General features: G+C 66.3%; 21 protein-coding genes. 12 read left to right on the forward strand and 9 right to left on the reverse strand.

The annotated features are described in order from the left end of the window. The first annotated feature begins 31 nt into the window (after window positions 1-31). Both yidD and yidC read left to right on the forward strand, forming a co-directional pair. Window positions 32-298 carry a membrane protein insertion efficiency factor YidD gene (gene yidD / locus ACV229_RS05750; protein WP_448082150.1) on the forward strand — a complete coding sequence of 89 codons (267 nt, stop codon included), beginning with the start codon at window positions 32-34 and terminating at the stop codon, window positions 296-298. An 8-nt stretch (window positions 299-306) separates the two neighbouring features. Further along, window positions 307-1,980 carry a membrane protein insertase YidC gene (gene yidC, locus ACV229_RS05755; RefSeq protein WP_448082151.1) on the forward strand — a complete coding sequence of 558 codons (1,674 nt, stop codon included), beginning with the start codon at window positions 307-309 and terminating at the stop codon, window positions 1,978-1,980. Window positions 1,981-2,139: 159 nt separating this feature from the next. Here yidC and ACV229_RS05760 read toward each other — a convergent pair whose 3' ends face one another. Beyond that, the gene (locus ACV229_RS05760) at window positions 2,140-2,562 is read right to left on the reverse strand and encodes a transcriptional regulator (RefSeq protein ID WP_448082152.1); all 423 of its coding nucleotides are present in this window, start codon (window positions 2,560-2,562) and stop codon (window positions 2,140-2,142) included. 395 nt (window positions 2,563-2,957) lie between these two features. Between ACV229_RS05760 and mnmE the strand changes: the two genes are divergently transcribed. The 3 genes from mnmE (at window position 2,958) to ACV229_RS05775 (ending at window position 5,578) form a co-directional block, all read left to right on the forward strand. After that, window positions 2,958-4,352, forward strand: a complete 1,395-nt coding sequence (gene mnmE, locus ACV229_RS05765; protein ID WP_448082153.1) for a tRNA uridine-5-carboxymethylaminomethyl(34) synthesis GTPase MnmE — start codon at window positions 2,958-2,960, stop codon at window positions 4,350-4,352. 153 nt (window positions 4,353-4,505) lie between these two features. Beyond that, window positions 4,506-5,171, forward strand: a complete 666-nt coding sequence (locus ACV229_RS05770; protein WP_448082154.1) for a DUF433 domain-containing protein — start codon at window positions 4,506-4,508, stop codon at window positions 5,169-5,171. Then, the gene (locus tag ACV229_RS05775) at window positions 5,168-5,578 is read left to right on the forward strand and encodes a PIN-like domain-containing protein (RefSeq protein WP_448082155.1); all 411 of its coding nucleotides are present in this window, start codon (window positions 5,168-5,170) and stop codon (window positions 5,576-5,578) included. Before ACV229_RS05770 ends, ACV229_RS05775 begins: the two co-directional genes overlap by 4 nt. Before the next feature lie 136 nt (window positions 5,579-5,714). Here the strand turns inward: ACV229_RS05775 and ACV229_RS05780 are convergent, their stop codons facing one another. The 4 genes from ACV229_RS05780 to ACV229_RS05795 form a co-directional block, all read right to left on the reverse strand. Further along, window positions 5,715-5,837, reverse strand: coding sequence for a hypothetical protein (locus tag ACV229_RS05780; protein WP_448082318.1), 123 nt, complete (start codon window positions 5,835-5,837; stop codon window positions 5,715-5,717). 138 nt (window positions 5,838-5,975) lie between these two features. Further along, the gene (locus ACV229_RS05785; RefSeq protein WP_448082156.1) at window positions 5,976-7,331 is read right to left on the reverse strand and encodes a sensor domain-containing diguanylate cyclase; all 1,356 of its coding nucleotides are present in this window, start codon (window positions 7,329-7,331) and stop codon (window positions 5,976-5,978) included. Between the two features lie 111 nt (window positions 7,332-7,442). Beyond that, window positions 7,443-7,691 carry a DUF2795 domain-containing protein gene (locus tag ACV229_RS05790; RefSeq protein WP_448082157.1) on the reverse strand — a complete coding sequence of 83 codons (249 nt, stop codon included), beginning with the start codon at window positions 7,689-7,691 and terminating at the stop codon, window positions 7,443-7,445. A 155-nt stretch (window positions 7,692-7,846) separates the two neighbouring features. Beyond that, a complete protein-coding gene (locus ACV229_RS05795; RefSeq protein WP_448082158.1) occupies window positions 7,847-8,017 on the reverse strand; it encodes a hypothetical protein in 171 nt (56 codons plus the stop codon). Window positions 8,018-8,172: 155 nt separating this feature from the next. Here ACV229_RS05795 and speG point away from each other — a divergent pair, with 155 nt between their 5' ends. From speG to ACV229_RS05810, 3 genes are all read left to right on the forward strand, one after another. After that, on the forward strand, window positions 8,173-8,715 hold the full coding sequence (gene speG / locus ACV229_RS05800) for a spermidine N1-acetyltransferase (RefSeq protein ID WP_448082159.1): 543 nt from the start codon (window positions 8,173-8,175) through the stop codon (window positions 8,713-8,715). A 475-nt stretch (window positions 8,716-9,190) separates the two neighbouring features. Continuing rightward, entirely contained in the window at window positions 9,191-9,538 is a 348-nt protein-coding gene (gene sap1 / locus ACV229_RS05805) for a surface attachment protein Sap1 (protein ID WP_448082160.1), read from the forward strand. Window positions 9,539-9,710: 172 nt separating this feature from the next. Continuing rightward, a complete protein-coding gene (locus ACV229_RS05810) occupies window positions 9,711-10,265 on the forward strand; it encodes a YaeQ family protein (RefSeq protein WP_448082161.1) in 555 nt (184 codons plus the stop codon). Window positions 10,266-10,283: 18 nt separating this feature from the next. Here the strand turns inward: ACV229_RS05810 and ACV229_RS05815 are convergent, their stop codons facing one another. Continuing rightward, entirely contained in the window at window positions 10,284-10,697 is a 414-nt protein-coding gene (locus tag ACV229_RS05815) for a VOC family protein (protein WP_448082162.1), read from the reverse strand. 397 nt (window positions 10,698-11,094) lie between these two features. On the opposite strand from ACV229_RS05815, the gene ada reads away from it, so the two are divergent. From ada to gshA, 3 genes are all read left to right on the forward strand, one after another. Next, on the forward strand, window positions 11,095-12,189 hold the full coding sequence (gene ada / locus ACV229_RS05820) for a bifunctional DNA-binding transcriptional regulator/O6-methylguanine-DNA methyltransferase Ada (protein ID WP_448082163.1): 1,095 nt from the start codon (window positions 11,095-11,097) through the stop codon (window positions 12,187-12,189). Then, window positions 12,186-13,148, forward strand: coding sequence for a DNA-3-methyladenine glycosylase family protein (locus ACV229_RS05825; protein WP_448082164.1), 963 nt, complete (start codon window positions 12,186-12,188; stop codon window positions 13,146-13,148). Before ada ends, ACV229_RS05825 begins: the two co-directional genes overlap by 4 nt. 409 nt (window positions 13,149-13,557) lie before the next feature. Continuing rightward, complete coding sequence (gene gshA, locus ACV229_RS05830; RefSeq protein ID WP_448082165.1) at window positions 13,558-15,171, forward strand: glutamate--cysteine ligase; 1,614 nt, start codon at window positions 13,558-13,560, stop codon at window positions 15,169-15,171. Here the strand turns inward: gshA and ACV229_RS05835 are convergent. Continuing rightward, the gene (locus tag ACV229_RS05835) at window positions 15,161-15,340 is read right to left on the reverse strand and encodes a hypothetical protein (protein WP_448082166.1); all 180 of its coding nucleotides are present in this window, start codon (window positions 15,338-15,340) and stop codon (window positions 15,161-15,163) included. The genes gshA and ACV229_RS05835 overlap by 11 nt on opposite strands. 12 nt (window positions 15,341-15,352) lie before the next feature. Further along, window positions 15,353-15,694 carry a DUF4148 domain-containing protein gene (locus tag ACV229_RS05840; protein WP_448082167.1) on the reverse strand — a complete coding sequence of 114 codons (342 nt, stop codon included), beginning with the start codon at window positions 15,692-15,694 and terminating at the stop codon, window positions 15,353-15,355. A gap of 309 nt (window positions 15,695-16,003) precedes the next feature. Here ACV229_RS05840 and ACV229_RS05845 point away from each other — a divergent pair, with 309 nt between their 5' ends. Next, window positions 16,004-17,644: an L-lactate permease gene (locus tag ACV229_RS05845; RefSeq protein WP_448082168.1), complete on the forward strand. Its 1,641-nt coding sequence runs from the start codon at window positions 16,004-16,006 to the stop codon at window positions 17,642-17,644. Window positions 17,645-17,760: 116 nt separating this feature from the next. On the opposite strand, the gene ACV229_RS05850 is transcribed toward ACV229_RS05845, so the two are convergent. Further along, entirely contained in the window at window positions 17,761-18,666 is a 906-nt protein-coding gene (locus ACV229_RS05850; protein WP_448082169.1) for a LysR family transcriptional regulator, read from the reverse strand. Between the last annotated feature and the right edge of the window lie 133 nt (window positions 18,667-18,799).

An 18,799-nucleotide genomic window follows, 5' to 3' on the forward strand; every position in this document is an offset into this window, starting at 1 on the left:
GAAGCGGCGCTGAACTGACGCCGCCCCTGGTATGCAAACGGTATTGATCGCGTTGCTGCGTTTCTACAAGGTTGCCGTGAGCCCGCTGCTCGGCAGCCGTTGCCGTTTTTATCCTTCCTGTTCGGATTACGCGCGCGAAGCAATCCAGTATCATGGCGCCGCGCGCGGCACGTATCTCGCCGCCAGGCGTCTGTGCCGGTGCCACCCGTTTTCCGCGGGCGGCATCGACCTCGTCCCGCCGCCCAACTCCGAAACACGCGCCCGCGGCGACGCCGAAGCGCAGTCCCATCGACTCTGAGACAACGCATGGATATCAAACGCACCGTCCTATGGGTGATCTTCTTCATGTCAGCTGTCATGCTGTATGACAACTGGCAGCGCTCCCACGGACGCCCGTCGATGTTCTTCCCGAACACCACGCAGACGGCTCCCGTGGCAGCTGGCGGCGCATCCGGCACCGGCGCGACCGGCGCCGGAACGACGACGGCCGGCGGCGTGCCCGCCGCCGCAGCCGGCACGGCGCCCGCGACGACGGCCCCGGCCGCGCAAGCGCAGCTCGTGAAGTTCTCGACCGATGTGTACGACGGCGAGATCGACACGCGCGGCGGCACGCTCGCGAAGCTCGTGCTGAAGAAGGCCGGCGACGGCAAGAACGCCAACGAGGCAGCGGTCACGCTGTTCGACCAGTCGGCTTCGCACACGTACGTGGCGCGCACCGGCCTGTTCGGCGGCGATTACCCGAACCATAACGACGTGTTCACGCAGGTCGCGGGCCCGACGTCGCTCACGGGTGACCAGAACACGCTGAAGCTATCGTTCGAATCGCCGGTCAAGGGCGGCGTGAAGGTCGTGAAGACCTACACGTTCACGCGCGGCAGCTATGTGATCGGCGTCGATACGAAGATCGACAACGTCGGCACGGCGCCGGTGTCGCCGACCGCCTACATGGAACTCGTGCGCGACAGCACGCCGGTCGAGACGCCGATGTTCTCGCATACGTTCCTTGGCCCGGCGGTGTTCAGCGACGCGAAGCATTTCCAGAAGATCAACTTCAGCGACATCGACAAGAAGAAGGCCGATTTCGTCGAATCCGCGGATAACGGCTGGGTCGCGATGGTCCAGCACTACTTCGCGTCGGCGTGGATTCCGAAGCAGGGCGTCGCGCGCAAGAACTACGCAGAGCAGGTTGCGCCGGGGCTGTACCGCGTGGGCGTGCAGCAGCCGGTCGGCGCGATCGCGCCGGGCCAGTCGGCCGACGTGTCGGCGCGCCTGTTCGCCGGTCCGGAAGAAGAGCGGATGCTGGAAGGCATCGCGCCGGGCCTCGAGCTCGTGAAGGACTACGGCTGGGTGACGATCATCGCGAAGCCGCTGTTCTGGCTGCTCGAGAAGATCCACGGCGTCGTCGGCAACTGGGGCTGGGCGATCGTGCTGCTGACGCTGCTGATCAAGGCCGTGTTCTTCCCGCTGTCGGCTGCGAGCTACAAGTCGATGGCGCGCATGAAGGAGATCACGCCGCGCATGCAGGCGCTGCGCGAACGCTTCAAGAGCGATCCGCAGAAGATGAACGCCGCGCTGATGGAGCTGTACAAGACCGAGAAGGTCAATCCGTTCGGCGGCTGCCTGCCGGTCGTGATCCAGATCCCGGTGTTCATCTCGCTGTACTGGGTGCTGCTCGCGTCGGTCGAAATGCGCGGCGCGCCGTGGATTCTGTGGATTACCGACCTGTCGCAGCGCGATCCGTTCTTCATCCTGCCGGTGCTGATGGCCGTCTCGATGTTCGTTCAGACCAAGCTGAACCCGACGCCGCCGGATCCGGTCCAGGCGAAGATGATGATGTTCATGCCGATCGCGTTCTCGGTGATGTTCTTCTTCTTCCCGGCCGGCCTCGTGCTGTACTACGTCGTGAACAACGTGCTGTCGATCGCGCAGCAGTACTACATCACGCGCAAGCTGGGCGGGGCCAAAAAGAAACCCGCCTGACCGATGGCCGGTGCCGGGGCGGACGCTGTCCGCCCGCGGCGCCGGTCTTCGCGACGATGAAAAAAAGCCGCATGGCCTTCGGGCCCTGCGGCTTTTTTACTGTTGAAGCGGGATAGTGGCGCGCGGTTGTCCTGACCGCTGCGCGGCGCGATGCGCAGCTCAGTTTTTCGACGAATCGCCGTAGAACTGCTCGATCAGTTCCTGAACGAGGTAGCGGTGATGCGGCGACAGCGCCTCGATCTTCGACGCGAGTTCGATCGTCTCGGGTGTCGGCGGATAGCGCTCGTCGCGCGGCAGCGGTTGCGGCGTCGAACGCGCCGCGGCATTCGGCGGCGGGCCGTAGTGCAGCCAGTGGAGGTCGACGCGAAGCCAGTCCGCGAGCGTGCGCAGCTTGTCCTGCGTCGGAATCGTGCGCCCCGTCAGCCACTTGTGCGCGGTCTGAGGCGACACCGGATGCTCGCCGCGGTGGCGGAGATTGAAATGCAACGCAAGCTCCGTCGCGCCCGTGATTTTCTCGGGGCTGCGCAACAAGGCGAATTTCAGACGTTCGGTGAACGCCGCTTTTTCTTCGGGTGTCGGCATGGGGGAGATTGTGCAGTTCAGCCGACACGTCCCAGACAACCAATCGAGATAAACGTATCTCGATTGGATTGATCCCAAGCTATTGTCAGGTTTATCACGAAGCGATAGGACAGCGCGTCGGTCGGCCCGGACGGACATACTCGTCCGAAGCGGATACCGAGCGCCCGGGCCGATATAGGATTGATCTTATCGTGAGTGGGATAAATTCGGGCAAGTCCGAATCCGGGCGCACACGCGGTGGCGGGCGCGCCGTCACGCTACAATGCCGGCGTCCCGATGCCCGCGTGGTTGCGCGGGGCGCGGCCGGTCTGCCGCGGGTCTGCCGCGGGTCTGCCGCGTGTTTGCCGCGTGTTTGCCGATCAACTGCCTGAATCTTCCGATTTCTTCCGATTGCCATGCTTGCTACCGATTCCGATCCGATCATCGCCATTGCCACCGCTGCCGGCCGGGGCGGGATCGGTGTCGTCCGCGTATCGTTCGGGCGCAGCGGCGAGGCGGCGGCGCTGCCGCTGATCGACGCGCTATGCGGGCAGCGGCTCGCGCCGCGACACGCGAGTTACGTGCCGTTTCTCGACGAACACGGCGCGCCGCTCGACCGCGGCATCGCGCTGTATTTCCCGGCGCCGCATTCGTACACGGGCGAGCACGTGCTCGAACTGCAGGGCCACGGCGGGCCGATCGTGATGCAGCTTCTGCTGCAGCGCTGCCTCGACGCGGGGCGCGGCTTCGGGCTGCGGCTCGCGGAGCCGGGCGAGTTCACGCGGCGCGCGTTCCTGAACGACAAGCTCGATCTCGCGCAGGCCGAGGCGGTGGCCGACCTGATCGAGGCAAGCACCGAGGCGGCCGCGCGCTCGGCCGGGCGTTCGCTCGACGGCGCGTTTTCGCGGCAGATCCACGTGCTCGTCGACGACGTGATCACGCTGCGGATGCTGGTCGAGGCGACGCTGGATTTTCCGGAAGAGGAAATCGACTTTCTCGAGGCGGCGGATGCGCGCGGCAAGCTCGCGCGGATTCGCGAGCAGCTCGCGCACGTGCTCGGCGATGCGCGGCAGGGCGCGCTGCTGCGTGAAGGGTTGTCGGTGGTGCTCGCGGGGCAGCCGAACGTCGGCAAGTCGTCGCTGCTGAACGCGCTCGCGGGCGCGGAGCTCGCGATCGTCACGCCGATCGCCGGCACGACGCGCGACAAGGTCGCGCAGACGATCCAGGTCGAAGGGATTCCGCTGCACATCATCGATACGGCGGGCTTGCGTGAAACCGAGGACGAGGTCGAGCGGATCGGCATCGCGCGCACGTGGAGCGAGATCGAGCGCGCGGACGTCGTGCTGCATCTGCTCGATTCGCGCGGCGGGATGACGGCTGACGATGAGTCGATCGCCGCGCGGTTCCCGGCGGGCGTGCCGGTCGTGCGCGTACTGAACAAGACGGACCTGACCGGCGTGCCGGCATCGGTCGAGCATCCGGCGGTGGAGGGGGATCTCACCGAGGTTCATCTGTCCGCGAAGCGCGGGGATGGGATCGACCTGCTGCGTGGCGAACTGTTGCGGATCGCGGGTTGGCAGGCTGGTGCGGAAGGCGTGTATCTGGCGCGCGAGCGGCATCTGATCGCATTGCGTGCGGCGCAGGAACATCTGGCGCAAGCGGCCGATCACGCGGAACAGCGCGCGCAGTCGCTCGATCTGTTCGCGGAAGAGCTGCGGCTCGCGCAGGAGCAGCTCAATTCGATTACCGGGGAATTCACGTCGGACGATCTGCTGGGGGTGATTTTCAGCAGGTTCTGTATCGGGAAGTAAGTGGTCAGCAGGATGTTCACGCTCGCTGACAATTGCGGGAGTCGTGCATCGAGGTCAAAGGCTTGATCGCGGCTGCCAAGTGGCGTTTCAACACCGCAGAGTGATCACGAGTACCGCCACGCGTGGACTGGCAACAACGTTAGAATGAGACACATGGACCTTACCGGAATCGGCCTCTATACGCTCAAGGAAGCGGAACGGCTCACTGGCGCTGAAGCGCGTGAAGTGAGCCGATGGCTGTTCGGCTATACGTTCAAGGATGGAAGTAGTCCACCTCTCTGGACGACGCAGCTCGCCGAGCTTGATGAGAAGGTCATTGGGTTTCGCGATCTGCTGGAGTTGAGGGTTGTAAAAGCCTTCCGCAACCACAACGTGTCGCTCCGGGTCATCCGTGCCGCAATCGAGAACGCGAAGGCGATCTTCGGGACTGCCTATCCTTTCACCGCGAATCGGTTCCTCACTGATGGGCAGACCATCTTCTACGAGGCGTTGCAACAACACGGCGAAACTGAGCTTACCGATCTCGTCAGACGTCAGCTCGTGTTCGAGCATATCGTGCGGCCTGAACTCTATGCCGGCATCGAGTTTACTGCCGATGGGCAGGCAAAGCGCTGGTTCCCTCTGAAACGAAGCAGTGCCGTCGTTCTGGATCCGGAGATTTCGTTCGGGAAGCCGGTGCTTGCCGAATATGGTGTGAGAACCGATCTCGTTGTCGAGACGTACAGGGTTGAGAAAAGCAAGAAGATGGCTGCCTCACTGTACGGCATTCCGATGTCTGCTGTTGATGCGGCCATCCGCTATGAGCGGCTGGTTGCATGAAGTATTTCTTCGACAACAATCTCTCGTTACACCTCGCTCACGCCGTCGGGGAGCTGTGTAAGGTCGAAGATTCTGTCGATGCGGTCATCCATCTCCGCGACAAGTTTGCGGCTAACGCGAAGGATCACGACTGGATTAGCGCTCTTGCATCCGAAGGGCATTGGGTTGTGCTTTCTCAGGACGGACTGCGAAAGAATGACCTTGAGCGGAAGGCGCTCCGTGAGTCAGGATTGATCGTATTTGTGCTGCATCGTCAGTGGTCCGAGCGGCGTCACTGGGACAAAGCACAAAATCTGATCAAGTGGTGGCCCTCCGTAATGGAGCAAAGCCGGCGCATCAAAGGTGGTGCGGCGTTTCGCATCCCTTGGCGATATGGAGGCGGACAGTTTGAGCAAATCAAGCTGTAGTGCTGTCGACATCGGGCAAGTCCAAAGAAAGATGGACGAGCGCCCGCGGCGCGCGAGCGGCTCTTGTATCTGCCCGTCTACTGCCCTCGCCATCGAGCGTGTTTGATTGAGGCATTCCCAAGCGTGTCCACCACGCTCAATCCCAATCGTGATGATGATGGTGGTAATACCCGCCGCCACCGTAGTAGCCGTCATACGGCGCGATGACACAGCCGCTCAACAACGCGGCCACACCGGCAATCAACAACAGGGTTTTCATGGCGCTCACCTGCCCAGGTTTTCAAGGTGAGCCCAGCATATCGAGTGCCCCATGCGGCGGCTGTAAGTAATCGTTTCTCTACACCGCATTGCGTAACGGCGCATTATTCCGGTCAAAACGCCCGATCGACCGTGCGCTTCACACCGTCACGATGCGGTTGCGTCCCGCATCCTTCGCACGATACAGCGCGGCATCGGCCGCTTCGATCAGCGCATCCGGCATCGACAATTCGTCGGGCGACACGGTTGCACAGCCGACGCTGACGGACACGCGCCCGGCCGGCGCATGCGTCGGCAGATTGAGCCGCAGCACCGCCTCGCGCGCTTCTTCCGCGACGAGCCGCGCGCCGCGCGCGCCCGTATTCGGCAGCACGATCGCGAACTCCTCGCCGCCGTAGCGCGCGACGAGATCCGCGGGCCTGCGCACGACGGCCGTCAGCGCGCTCGCGACCGCGATCAGGCACGCATCGCCCTTCACGTGGCCGAACGCGTCGTTGTACGCCTTGAAGTGGTCGACGTCGACCATCAGCAGCGACAGCGGCTCGCCTTGCCGCCGTGCCTGCAGGAACAGCAGGTGGAAGTGATCGTTGAAGTGGCTGCGGTTGTAGACGCCCGTCAGGCCGTCGCGGGCGGACGAGCGGATCAGCGTCGCGTGCGCTTCGGACAGGCGCTGATACAGCATCGTCACTTCCCACGCGAGCACGCAGACGAGCACGCCGGGCGTGAACATGCTGAACACGCGCGCGAGATACCAGCCGACCGTGAAGCGGTTCGTGCTCAGCAGGTTCAGCGTCGTGTCGGTGAGGCACGCGAGCACGGCGATCGCGAGCCACAGGTCGAGCGTCGTGCGCAGCCGCCCGGTGACGAGAACGGCAACAAGCGCGATCGCGTTGAGCGTCCAGACGACGAGCACGATCGGGTTGACCGGGATCACCGCCGCCGCGCCGGGCGAACCGAACGCAGGCGGCAGGTGCACGTTCAGCACGAGCACGCACAGCAGCGCGGCGGCGGCAGCGGGGCCGCCGACGAACGCGATCGTCCACCAGTGCGTGCGCTGCGCCGTGATCGGCGAGCCGACCATGCACTTGCGCGCAAAGAGGGCGAGCATCACGAAGCACGGGAAGCCCCCATGCCAGAAGATCCACATCCACGCGGCGCTCTGCGGCAGCGCGCCGAACAGGCCATGCGGCGCGAAGACGCCGGGAAACGTCAGCAGCTGCAACGCGACGGCGAGCGCGGTGAACGCATAGGCGCCGCCGAGCGCACCGAGCACCGGCTGGCGCGTGACGGTGAATTGCGCGCCGAGGAAGAACGCCGCGATGCTGGCGGTGCTGAACACGGTCAGCGCGCACATCGGCATGAACGGTTCGACCGCGGGCAGTGCAACATTCGCTTGCGGTGCGGCGATGCCGAGCGCCAGCAGGATCACGAGCGCCGCCAGTGCGCCAAACCAGAGCTGACGACGTGTGGTGTGCTGGATCAGGATGCCTTCCATGAGGTCTCCGAGGCGCTCGTCCGAAAGCGCCCGGTCGGGATGCCGGGCGACGCGTATCCCGATCGCCGCGCGACCGGTGCGGCCCGATCCTATCGCGTTATGGATGCGCGCTCAAATCCCGAGCCCGGGCCCGTAGTTGCCGGCGACCCAGCGCGTGACCGCGTCGATGTCCGCGTAGTCCTGTTCGGGCAGCCCGTCGAGCATCGTCAGCACTTCGTTGCTTGCACCCGCATCGCGCGCAGCATCGACGATCGTATCCTTGTTCGCGGGATAGCGGACGGCAGCGAGCACGTCCGCGATCTGCAGGTCGATCGTTTCGTGCGGGATGTCCGGCTTCCGGGGGGAATGGGTGTCGTTCACGTCAGCGCCTCTCAATCGGATCGAAGCGGATCGAAACGGGCCGCGCGTCATCGTCGGGCGAGCGTGCCCGGCAAGGCCGTGGACGGTGGCGCGCACCGGCCGTCATTGCGCGCCGCGGCCGGTGCGCAATCCCGCATCCCGTCGCCGCAAGCGCTTCAATGCTCCCGCCGTACGCGGCGCCACGGATGCTTCCAGTCGATGTGCGGTGCATTCTCGTCGCGCGGATGCTGACGCCGGTGTTCCTGCCAAAGTTCATCGGAAAACAGCACGGCCACGATCACGAGCGGCAGCACCAGAAACACACCGAGTATGACTTGCTCGATCACGATTGCCTCCATGACGGTGGCAGGAACCCTCTTCCCATTCTAGGCTCTCAACTTCGCCCACGTTCATTTTCTTGCTGCGCGTGCGGGGTGCAATCGGGACGCCGCCCGACCGGGTCGTCCCGCGCCCCGCCGCGCCCGACGCGAGGACCCTTACGATGCAACTACAAAACGATATGAACACGCTCGCACTGCGGCCGCTCGAGCGCCAGGACCTGCGTTTCGTCCACGAGCTGAACAACAATGCGAAGATCATGCGCTACTGGTTCGAGGAGCCTTACGAAACCTTTGCCGAGTTGTCGCAGCTGTATGACCGTCACGTGCACGACCAGCGCGAGCGCCGCTTCGTCGCGGCCGATTCGCAAGGCGAGCTGGTCGGCCTCGTCGAGCTGATCGAGCTCGACTACATCCACCGCCGCGGCGAATTCCAGATCATCATCGCGCCGCAGTGCCAGGGCCGCGGCTATGCGGGGCAGGCGACGCGCCTCGCGGTCGAATACGCGTTCAAGGTGCTGAACATGCGCAAGCTGTACCTGATCGTCGATACGTCGAATGCGGCGGCGATCCACATTTATGAAAAATGCGGGTTCCAGCACGAAGCGGAATTGATCGAGGAATTCTTCGGCAACGGCACGTATCACAACGCGTACCGGATGTGCCTGTTCCAGCGCGATTATTTCGAGCGGCAGCGCTCGGCCTGACAGGTTGCGGCGCGCCATTCGGCGGGGTCGGGCACTCGTCGGAAAATACGGGTAAATGCCGGGTATTCGGGCACCTGGCATTTTTCTTGTATGCGCTTAATGCCGTGCCGCATTGCAGTAAATGCGATGTCGTTACGGGTGACTTTATGTGCGATGCATCAAAACAACCCGGCTCAAGAAATGGATTATCCAAACCGTTCAGCCGATACCGTGACATTTCGGTGTAAGCCTTGCCGGACAAGGCTTTGCGACGGCCGCGTCACGCCGATGTGCCACGCGCGGGTTTTTTCAGCAGGTGCGACAGGGTGCTGAAAGATGCGGTGCGCAGGGTGCGACAATTCGCCGCTATTGCGATCGCACAACAAATGTGCTTGATATCGCTTGTCGGTCTCCTAGATTGAAAAACGCGGGTTCACGATCACCTTTAAGCACATAGCTAACCCCAGCCTGGTGCCCGCGAGCATGGAGACAGAATATGATGAAGCGAACCGGTGTTTGTCTTGCGCTCGTCGGCGCCTTTGCCGTGGTGTCCATCGCCCAGGCCGGCGGCGATTCGGCTGTGCAGCCGAAGCAGGAAATCCAGATGACGAAGAACGCATGGGGCTGTCTGTCGAAAGATAATCTGGATTCCGTACTGAATCACGAGCGTGACGGTCAGTCGCAGGCGAAGCAGCAGTACTTCGACGACTTCCGTTGCCTGTCGGTGCCGGAAGGCCAGCGGTTCCGCGTGGTGTCGGTCGAGCAGGGCGACGTGCAGTTCGTCAGCGCCGACAACAGCGACCAGCAAGGCCTCTGGACCGATTCCCGCTTCGTCAAGCAGTAACGCGCCGTCGCAGGACGGGCGCATGCGCGTGCCGGCATGAGCCGGCGGCGCGAACCGAACACGGCCCGGCCGCCTGCCGGGCCGTTCCGCTGTGCGCGTCACGCGGTTCACGCCAGGCTTTCGGTATCATCACGGCCCGACCTGAACCGATGCCCGCCCGGGCACTTTCCGCATGGCGCTCAAATCCACGATCTACAAAGCTGAACTGCAAATCGCCGACATGGATCGGCATTACTACGCCGACCACGCGCTGACGGTCGCGCGCCATCCGTCGGAAACCGACGAGCGGATGATGGTGCGGATCGCCGCGTTCGCGCTGTTCGCGCACGAGCGGCTCGAGTTCTGCAAGGGGCTGTCGGACACCGACGAGCCCGATCTCTGGCAGAAGGACCTGACCGACGCGATCGACGTGTGGATCGAGGTCGGCCAGCCCGACGAGCGGCGCATCTCGAAGGCGGCGGGCCGCGCCGCGCAGGTGACGGTGATCGCGTATGGCGGCAGGACCTCGGATATCTGGTGGCAAGGGGTGCGCAGCAAGGTCGAGCGGCTGCGCAACGTGCAGGTGCTGTCGCTCGCCGACGGCGTCGCGGCGGCGCTCGGGCGCCTCGCCGAACGCACGATGCGCCTGCAGTGCACGGTGCAGGACGGCGCCGCGTGGATCTCGAGCGCCGATCACGATCCGGTCGCCGTCGAATGGACCGTCCTCAAGGCGCGCGCGGACGCGTGACGCGCGCACTGGCCGCGCTCATCCGACCGCGGCCGGCGGCCCCTTGAATTCCAGCATGTTTCCTTCGGGATCGAACAGGTAGATCGACGGGCCGTAGCCGTCGGCGCCGTAGCGCTCCTCGACGCCGCCCGGCCGTGCGCCGTGCGCGCTCAGGTGCGCGGCGAGCGCGTGCGGATCGAACGGCTCGACGCGCAGGCACAGGTGATCGAGATTGCGCCCCGCGCCGGGCGGGCCGCTGTCGGGCCGGTCGATCTTGCCGCCGACGGCGAGCAGGTCGATCAGCGCATCGCCGGCGCGCAACTGCACGAGGCCGAGATCGGGTTGTTCCTTTTCCACGTGGCAGCCGACGGCGTCGCAGTAAAAGCGCGTCATCGCGGCCATGTCGGTCACGCGCAGCACGACGTGATCGATCGCGCGGATGGTGGGTTTCATGGACGAACGCTCCTTCGCAGGCAGGGTTCATCGAGTGTAGACCACGGCGGCCGCGCAAACGCGGCACAATCGACGGGCGAAAAAAAAGCCCGTTCACGCGGAACGGGCTTAATCCATATCAGGAGGAGACATGGAGGAGACAGTTCCAACTATACACACGGCTATGGTGCGACGCAATATTATTTGTGTAAAAAATCGTCAGGACGGCGATTTGTCGCACCCGCACTGCAACATAAACGTGGCGGTACGATGACTGTCGGGCCATCGCCCGGCCGTTCGGACGGGTTTTTGATGTGTCCCTGCCTGGCGGCGCGAATCACAGAGCAAGATTCAGGGCGCGACGGTGTGTGCCGCTCGCTAGAGTAGGCACCATCTACACTGACAGTGCGAGGTTCCGATGAAAACCGCCTATCCGACCGACGACGTCCGCTGGGATGCCGTGACCGCCCGCGATCCGCAGGCGGACGGCGCGTTCTTCTATGCGGTGCGCACGACCGGCGTGTTCTGCCGCCCGAGCTGCGCGTCGCGCCTGCCGCGGCGCGAACACGTCGCGTTCTTCGACGATCCGGCTGCCGCGCGCGCAGCCGGGTTCCGGCCCTGCAAGCGCTGCCAGCCCGAGGGGCTGCCGCGCGAACTCGACATCGTCAATCGCGCGTGTGCGGTGCTCGACGCGCACGCCGAGCGGCTCACGCTGCAGCAGTTGAGCGACGCGGTTCATGTGAGCCCGTTCCACCTGCAGCGGCTCTTCAAGCGCGTGGTGGGCGTGTCGCCGCGCCAGTACCAGGCCGCGCAGCGCGGCGCCGCGCTGCGGGAGGCGCTGCAAAGCGGGCAGCCGGTCACGCAGGCGGCCGTCGATGCGGGCTTCAATTCGCCGTCACGGCTCTATGCGTCGGTGCCGCGCGAACTGGGGATGGCGCCGTCCGCGTTCCGCCGCCAGGGCGCCGGGCTGCGGATCGACTACGCGACCGCGCCGACGTCGCTCGGCACGGTGCTCGTCGCCGCGACCGCGCAGGGGATCTGCCGGATCGCGTTCGGCGACGAGCCTGCGTCGCTCGTCGCCGCGCTGACGGACGCGTTCGGGCGCGCCGAGCTGGTCGAATCGCCGGCACGGCTCGCGCCGTTCGTCCAGCAGATCGGCGCGTATCTGGACGGCACGCGTCGCACGTTCGAGCTGCCGCTCGACATTGCGCCGACGGCGTTCCAGCAGCGCGTGTGGGAAGCGTTGACCCACATTCCGTACGGCGAGACGCGCAGCTATTCCGACATCGCCGAAGCGCTCGGTTCGCCGCGCGCGGTGCGGGCGGTCGCGTCTGCCTGCGCGTCGAATCCGGTTGCGCTCGCGATCCCGTGCCACCGTGTCGTGCAGAAGGGCGGCGCGCTCGCCGGCTACCGCTGGGGCGTGCGCCGCAAGGCGACGCTGCTCGCGGCCGAGGCGCACCATGCGCACGACGATGAAACCGCCGTCGCCATTGCGGAGGACAACGCAGCTTGAGCGTCACGATCACAACGACAACGTCGGCCGGCAACGCCGCGCCGACGACCGCGCAGCTCGAGCTGCGCTTCAAGGCGCCCTACGACTGGGCGCGCGTGCTGCGCTTCTTCAGCGGGCGCGCGATTCCCGGTGTCGAACAGGTCGCGGACGGCGTGTATCGCCGGATCGTCGACCTGCATGGTGCGGCGGGCCGGCTCACCGTCGAGCGCCATCCGCGCAGGCATTGCCTCGTCGCAACCGTCGACGGCCCGGCGGCGCGCCACGTCGACGACGCGTTCGCGATGCGGCTCGCGTCGATGTTCGACCTGCGCGCGGATCCGGCCGCGATCGGCGGCGGGCTCGCGCGCGACCCGTGGTTCGCGCCGCTCGTCGCGGCCGCGCCGGGGCTGCGCGTGCCGGGCGCGTGGTCGGGCTTCGAGCTCGCGGTGCGCGCGATCGTCGGCCAGCAGGTCAGCGTGAAGGCGGCGACGACGATCGTCGGGCGGCTCGTCGAGCGCGCGGGCGAGCGCGTCGTGCATGGCGACGGCGACGATGACGGCGCGCCCGCGTGGCGATTCCCGACGCCCGACGCGCTCGCCGCGTGCGACCTTGCGCGGATCGGGATGCCCGGCAAGCGGGCCGCGGCGCTGACGGGGGTGGCGCGCGCGGTCGCGGCGGGCGACGTGCCGGTCGATCCCGCGGATGCCGACCTTGCGACGCTGCGGCAGGCGTGGCTCGACCTGCCCGGGATCGGTCCGTGGACAGTCGAATACATCGCGATGCGCGCGTGGCGCGATCCGGACGCGTGGCCCGCGTCCGATCTCGTGCTGATGCAGTCGATCGCCGCGCGCGATCCGTCGCTCGACCGGCTCGCGAGCCAGAAGCGCCGCACCGACGGCTGGCGTCCGTGGCGCGCGTATGCGGCGCTTCATCTGTGGAACGAGGTGGCCGATCGCGCGGGCGCCGCGCGCGGCGGGTAGGGCCGTGGCAGTGCGGTGGTGGTGCAGTGGTGCTGGGGTGGTGGTGCGGTGGTGTTGCGCCGATCGTGCGGCCCGTCGCATGGATCGGGTTGCACCGTTCGCCGGCCGGCGTGATTCGTCATCCAGCAGACGAATTGCCCTTCGAATCTCCGTTTGAATTCCTCGTTTTAGCCCGTTCCATGGCGTCTGCGCGGCCCCCGCGCGACGTTGCCGCGGACGTTCCGCAGCAGCGGCAGCCGTGCCTTCACCGGGCCCGCCCGGGGCGCCGCGGCGCGCGCGCCCCCGCCCGAAGCCACCTCAAGCGCGTGTTCCGGCGAGATGTTAAAGTGCCCGCTACCAACGAAGCGACCAACAATCCAGCCGGCCGCGCGTGGCGTTCCGCGCGCGCCGTGCCCGCACTTGCGCATCCATGTCGAACACCATGACCATCCGCCAGACCGATTTGTTGCTGGATCGCCTCGACGCGCTGAGCACCGGCCCGACGCGGCAGCATCTGCCCGACGGCCTGCGCGGCATCGAAAGGGAAAGCCTGCGCGTGACACGCGACGGGATGATCGCGTTCACGCCGCATCCGCGTGCGCTCGGTTCGGCGCTCACGCATCCGTCGATGACGACGGACTATTCGGAAGCGCTGCTCGAACTGATCACGCCGGCCGAACCCGACGCCGCGCTCACGCTCGAACGCCTCGACGAGCTGCATCGCTACGTGTATGCATCGCTCGGCGACGAGATGCTGTGGAACGAATCGATGCCGGGCCTGTTGCCCGCCGACGACCAGATTCCGATCGCCGACTACGGCACGTCGAACATCGGCCGGCTGAAGACGGTATACCGGCGCGGCCTCGCGTATCGCTACGGCCGCACGATGCAGTGCATCGCCGGCATCCACTACAACTACTCGCTGCACGAAGAGGTGTGGCGGCGCCTGCACGCGGAAGAGGGCTCGACCGCGACGCTCGTCGACTACCAGTCCGAGCGCTATCTCGCGCAGATCCGCAACTTCCGCCGCACGAGCTGGCTGCTGATGTACCTGTTCGGCGCATCGCCCGCGCTCGACACGAAATTCCTGCGCGGCCGGCCGCACGGGCTCGACACGTTCGATGCCGACACGCTGTACCGGCCGTATGCGACGAGCCTGCGGATGAGCGATCTCGGCTACTCGAACACGACCGCGCAGGCGGCGCTCCAGGCCGACTACAACACGCTGCAGGGCTATCTCGACGCGCTGTCGAAGGCCGTGAGCGAGCCGTACCCGCCGTACGAGGCGATCGGCACGCATCGCGACGGCGAGTGGATCCAGATCAACACGAACGTGCTGCAGATCGAGAACGAGTTCTACTCGACGATCCGGCCGAAGCGCGTCACGTATTCGGGCGAGCGGCCGCTGCATGCGCTCGCGTCGCGCGGCGTGCAGTACATCGAAGTGCGCTGCCTCGACATCGATCCGTTCGCGCCGACCGGCATCGCGCTCGAGACCGCGCGTTTTATCGACGCGTATCTGCTCGTGTGCGCGCTCGATGCGAGCGCGCCGCTCGATGGCGACGGGTACCGGGAAGCGAACGCGAACTTCGGCAGCGTGACGATGGAAGGGCGCAAGCCGGGCCTGATGCTGTCGCGCGACGGCAGCCCGGTCGCGATGCACGCGTGGGCGGACGAGCTGATGGCGAAGATCGAAGCCGTCGGCCGCCGCCTCGACGAGATTCGCGGCGGCGACGAGCATGCGCGCGCGATCGCCGCGCAGCGCGAGAAGCTCGCCGATCCGGAACGCACGCCATCCGCGCGCGTACTGCGCACGATGCGCGACAACCAGCAGTCGTTCCTCGCGTTCGCGCGCGCGCAAAGCGACGCGCATGCCGCGCATTTCCGCGCGCGGCCGCTCGGCGAAGCCGACACGCGCGCGGCGGCGGCGCTCGCCGAGCGCTCGCTCGCCGAGCAGGCCGAACTGGAAGCGAAGGAGGCCGGCTCGTTCGACGCGTTCGTCGCGGCCTATCGCGCTTACACGTTGAACCGCTTCAGCGTCTGACGACGGAACAGGCGGCCGCACGCATCGGCGTGCGGACCGTCGATGTCCGATGCGGACGGCGGCTGCAGGCGGCGCGCAACAGGCGCTGCGTGTGCGGCGGCCGGCGCGCGTGGAAGCCGACGGCATCGCCCGGCGGCACCGCGGCCGTCATGTTGCCGATGTGGTTCATCGCATGCCCGCGTCAGTGATGCGCGTACGTATTGCGGCTGTTGAGACCATTGCGACTATCGCGATCGATCGCCGGCACGTGGCCCGGCTTCCCGGACTCGACGACGGCGTTGCCGTCGCTGCCGTAACCGGCGGCATCGGCGCGCGCCTGCGCGACCTGCTTCACCATCGCCTGCATGTTCTGCGGATAGTCTGGGCTGCTGACCATGCTCGGCCGGTAGCCGGCGGCCTGCATGTCGGCCAGTTCCTGGCGGACTTCGGCGCGCGTCAGCGGTTGTGACGCCGGTTGCGCATGGGCTGCGACGGCCGTGCCGATCAGGACACAGGCCCAGGCCGCACGAATCATCGTCTTCATTTCGTACTCTCCGTAGGCGTTCCGGTGTCGCGCCGTCGTCGGCGCGAACGGAACCAATGCGGCCAGTCTAGGCTTCGGTCGCCGAACGAAACATCCCGCTGCCGGAGAGGCACCTTTGTCCGCCGTGCAAGATTGCAGCGGTGCATGGCCGGATGCGGCAGCGCGATGCGCGCTGGTGCGGGGCCGCGCGCCTCGGGCTTGTCCCTCCTTGTAGAAGCGCCACGCGCCTCCTAACCTTTTTAAGTGACCGATCCATTGGTGCGGCGACGTCGTTGCGTGCGCAAGCGCCCGGCACACTCAGGAGACACGATGAATCCCACCGCCGCTCTACCCGCCGGCATCGTCTTCTCGCAGCCGCTGACGCCGGTCGGCCATTCACTGTTGCTGTCGTTCCTCGTCGCGGCGATCCCGATCGCGGTCGCGCTGATCGCGCTCGGCGTGCTGCGCCGCCCCGCGTGGCAGGCATCGCTCGCGGGGCTGATCGCCGGGATCGCGGTCGCGGTCGGCGCGTGGGGGATGCCGGTCGGTCTCGCGCTCGACGCGGTCGCCGCCGGCATGGCGCTCGCGCTGATCCCCGTGATGTGGATCGTCTTCAACGCCTTGCTGCTGTACAACATCGCGGTGAAGTCGGGCCGCTTCGAAGACTTCCGGCAATGGATGCTCGACCATCTGCCTGACGACCGTCGCCTCGTGCTGCTCGTCGTCGCGTTCTCGTTCGGCTGTCTGCTCGAGGGGATCTCCGGATTCGGCACGCCGGTCGCGATCACGAGCGCACTGCTGATCGCGCTCGGGTTCCCGGCGATCGAGGCGCTCACGTACACGCTGCTGTTCAACACCGCGCCGGTCGCGTTCGGCGCGCTCGGCGTGCCGATCACCGTGCTCGGCGCGGTCACGTCGCTGCCGCCCGCGACGCTCGGCGCGATGGTCGGCCGCCAGTTGCCGTTCTTCGCGCTGCTGCTGCCGTTCTACGTAGTCGGCGCATACGGCGGCGTGCGATCGATCGCGCGCCTGTGGCCCGCGCTGCTCGTGTCGGGCGGCAGCTTCGCGCTCGCGCAGTTCGTCACGTCGAACTTCCTCGGCTATCAGCTCACCGACGTGCTGTCGTCGCTGACCTCGCTGATCGTCACGATCGGCTTCCTGCACGTGTGGAAGCCGCAGCCCGATCCGCAGTTCGCGGTTGCGCGCGCAACGCCTGCGAACAATGGCGGCGCTCGCATCGGCTACGGCGGCTGGCTGCCGTGGCTCGTCGTGTCGGTGATCGTGATCGTCTGGGTGCGCGCGAACATCGCGGCGATCGGCGACGTGAAGATCCCGTGGCCGGGCCTGCACAACGCGGTGTTCGTCACGCTGTACCACAAGCCGTATGCGGCGATCTGGGACTTCCAGCCGCTCGGCACGGGCACCGCGATCCTGCTGTCGGCGATCATCACCGCCGCATGGACGCGCACCGGGCCCGGCGACTTTTTCGGCTGCGTCGCAAAGACGTGGCGGCAGACGCGCATCGCGATCGTGACGGTGATGATGATCGTCGGCCTCGGCTACCTGCTGAACTACTCGGGAATCAGCTACACGCTCGGCACGGGCGTCGCGTCGACGGGCGCGCTGTTCCCGCTCGTGTCGGCGTCGCTCGGCTGGGTCGCCGTGTTCCTGTCCGGCAGCGACACGTCGGGCAACGCGCTGTTCGGCAACCTGCAGGTGGTTGCCGCGCGGCAGCTCGGCCTCGATCCGGTGCTGATGGCCGCGACCAACTCGTCGGGCGGCGTGATGGGCAAGATGATCTCGCCGCAGAACATCGCGACCGGCGTGTCGACGACCGACCTGAAGGGGCAGGAGGGTGTCGTGTTCGCGCGCACGTTCTGGCACAGCGTGATCCTCACGCTGCTGCTCGGCGTGCTCGTGTTCCTGCAGCAGCACGTGTTCACGTGGATGATTCCGGCGCTGCCGAAGTGAATCTGGGAGAGCGTGCGAGGGCGTGCGTCCTTGTTACGCCGTGCGGTTGACCGTCACCCGCGCTCAGCGAGCAGTCGCAGTCCTCGCCGCGCCATACGGTTGACTGCCACCCGCATTCAGCGCGCAGTCGCGCGGCGCGTGTTCCGTTCGACGAGGGCCTCGCCGCGCACCGGCACGATGCACGCGAGAAACGCGGCGATCGCGGGGCTGTGGCGGCGCGCCTTCAGGTAGTACACGTATTCGTCGATCGTCGTGTCGACGCCGCGCAGCGCGACGATCCGCAGGTCCGGATGACGTTCGGCCTCGCCGCGCGGAAACAGGCTGCCGCCCACGCCGTGCAGGATCGCCTCGCGGATCGCTTCACGGCTGCCGATCTCCGCGACGGATACCGGCGCGACGCCGGCCGCCGCGAGGATCTCCTCGGTGCAGCGGCGCGTGACCGAGCCTTCCTCGCGAATCAGCAGCCGCACGTCGGCGAGCTGCCGCGCATCGACCGCGTCGAAGCGCGCGAGCGGATGGCTGCGATGCACGACGAGCACGAGCGGATCGGTCGAGATCACCTGCCGCTCGATCCCGTCCGCGTCGTTGCGCTGCGACGAGACCGCGAGATCGATGCGGAATTCGTGCAGCGCCTGCAGCATTTCCTCGGAATTGCCGATCCGGCACGTGAGCGCGATCGACGGATGCGCGTTCGAGAAGCGCCCGACGGCGTCCATGATGTAGTACGGCCCCGTCGCGCCAATGCGCAGCTGGCCTTCGAACAGGCCGCCGACGTTGCGCAGCATGATGTCGGCCTGCGCTTCGAGTGCGATCATCTTCTCGATCAGCGGCAGCAGCTCGATGCCGGTCTCGGTGACTTCGAGCCGGCGGCCGCTGCGATAGAACAGCTCGACACCGTACACCTGCTCGACCTGCTTGATTTGCGCGGCGATGGTCGGCTGGCTCACGCCCAGATGCCGCGCCGCGCGCGTGATGCTGCCCTGCCGGACGGTCGCGTGGAACGCCTTCAGCTGATCGAACACGGCTCCGCCTCTTCCGTCGCTGCTTTCCTCTTCATGCGCGTCAGCGTAGCGCGTGCCTGTGTCGGCCCGATGAAACGCGCGTCGTGCGCCGCTTCGAAAAAAAGCTGGGGATGACCGCAAGAAACCTGCTGGA

This window comes from Burkholderia sp. MR1-5-21 (assembly GCF_053427715.1).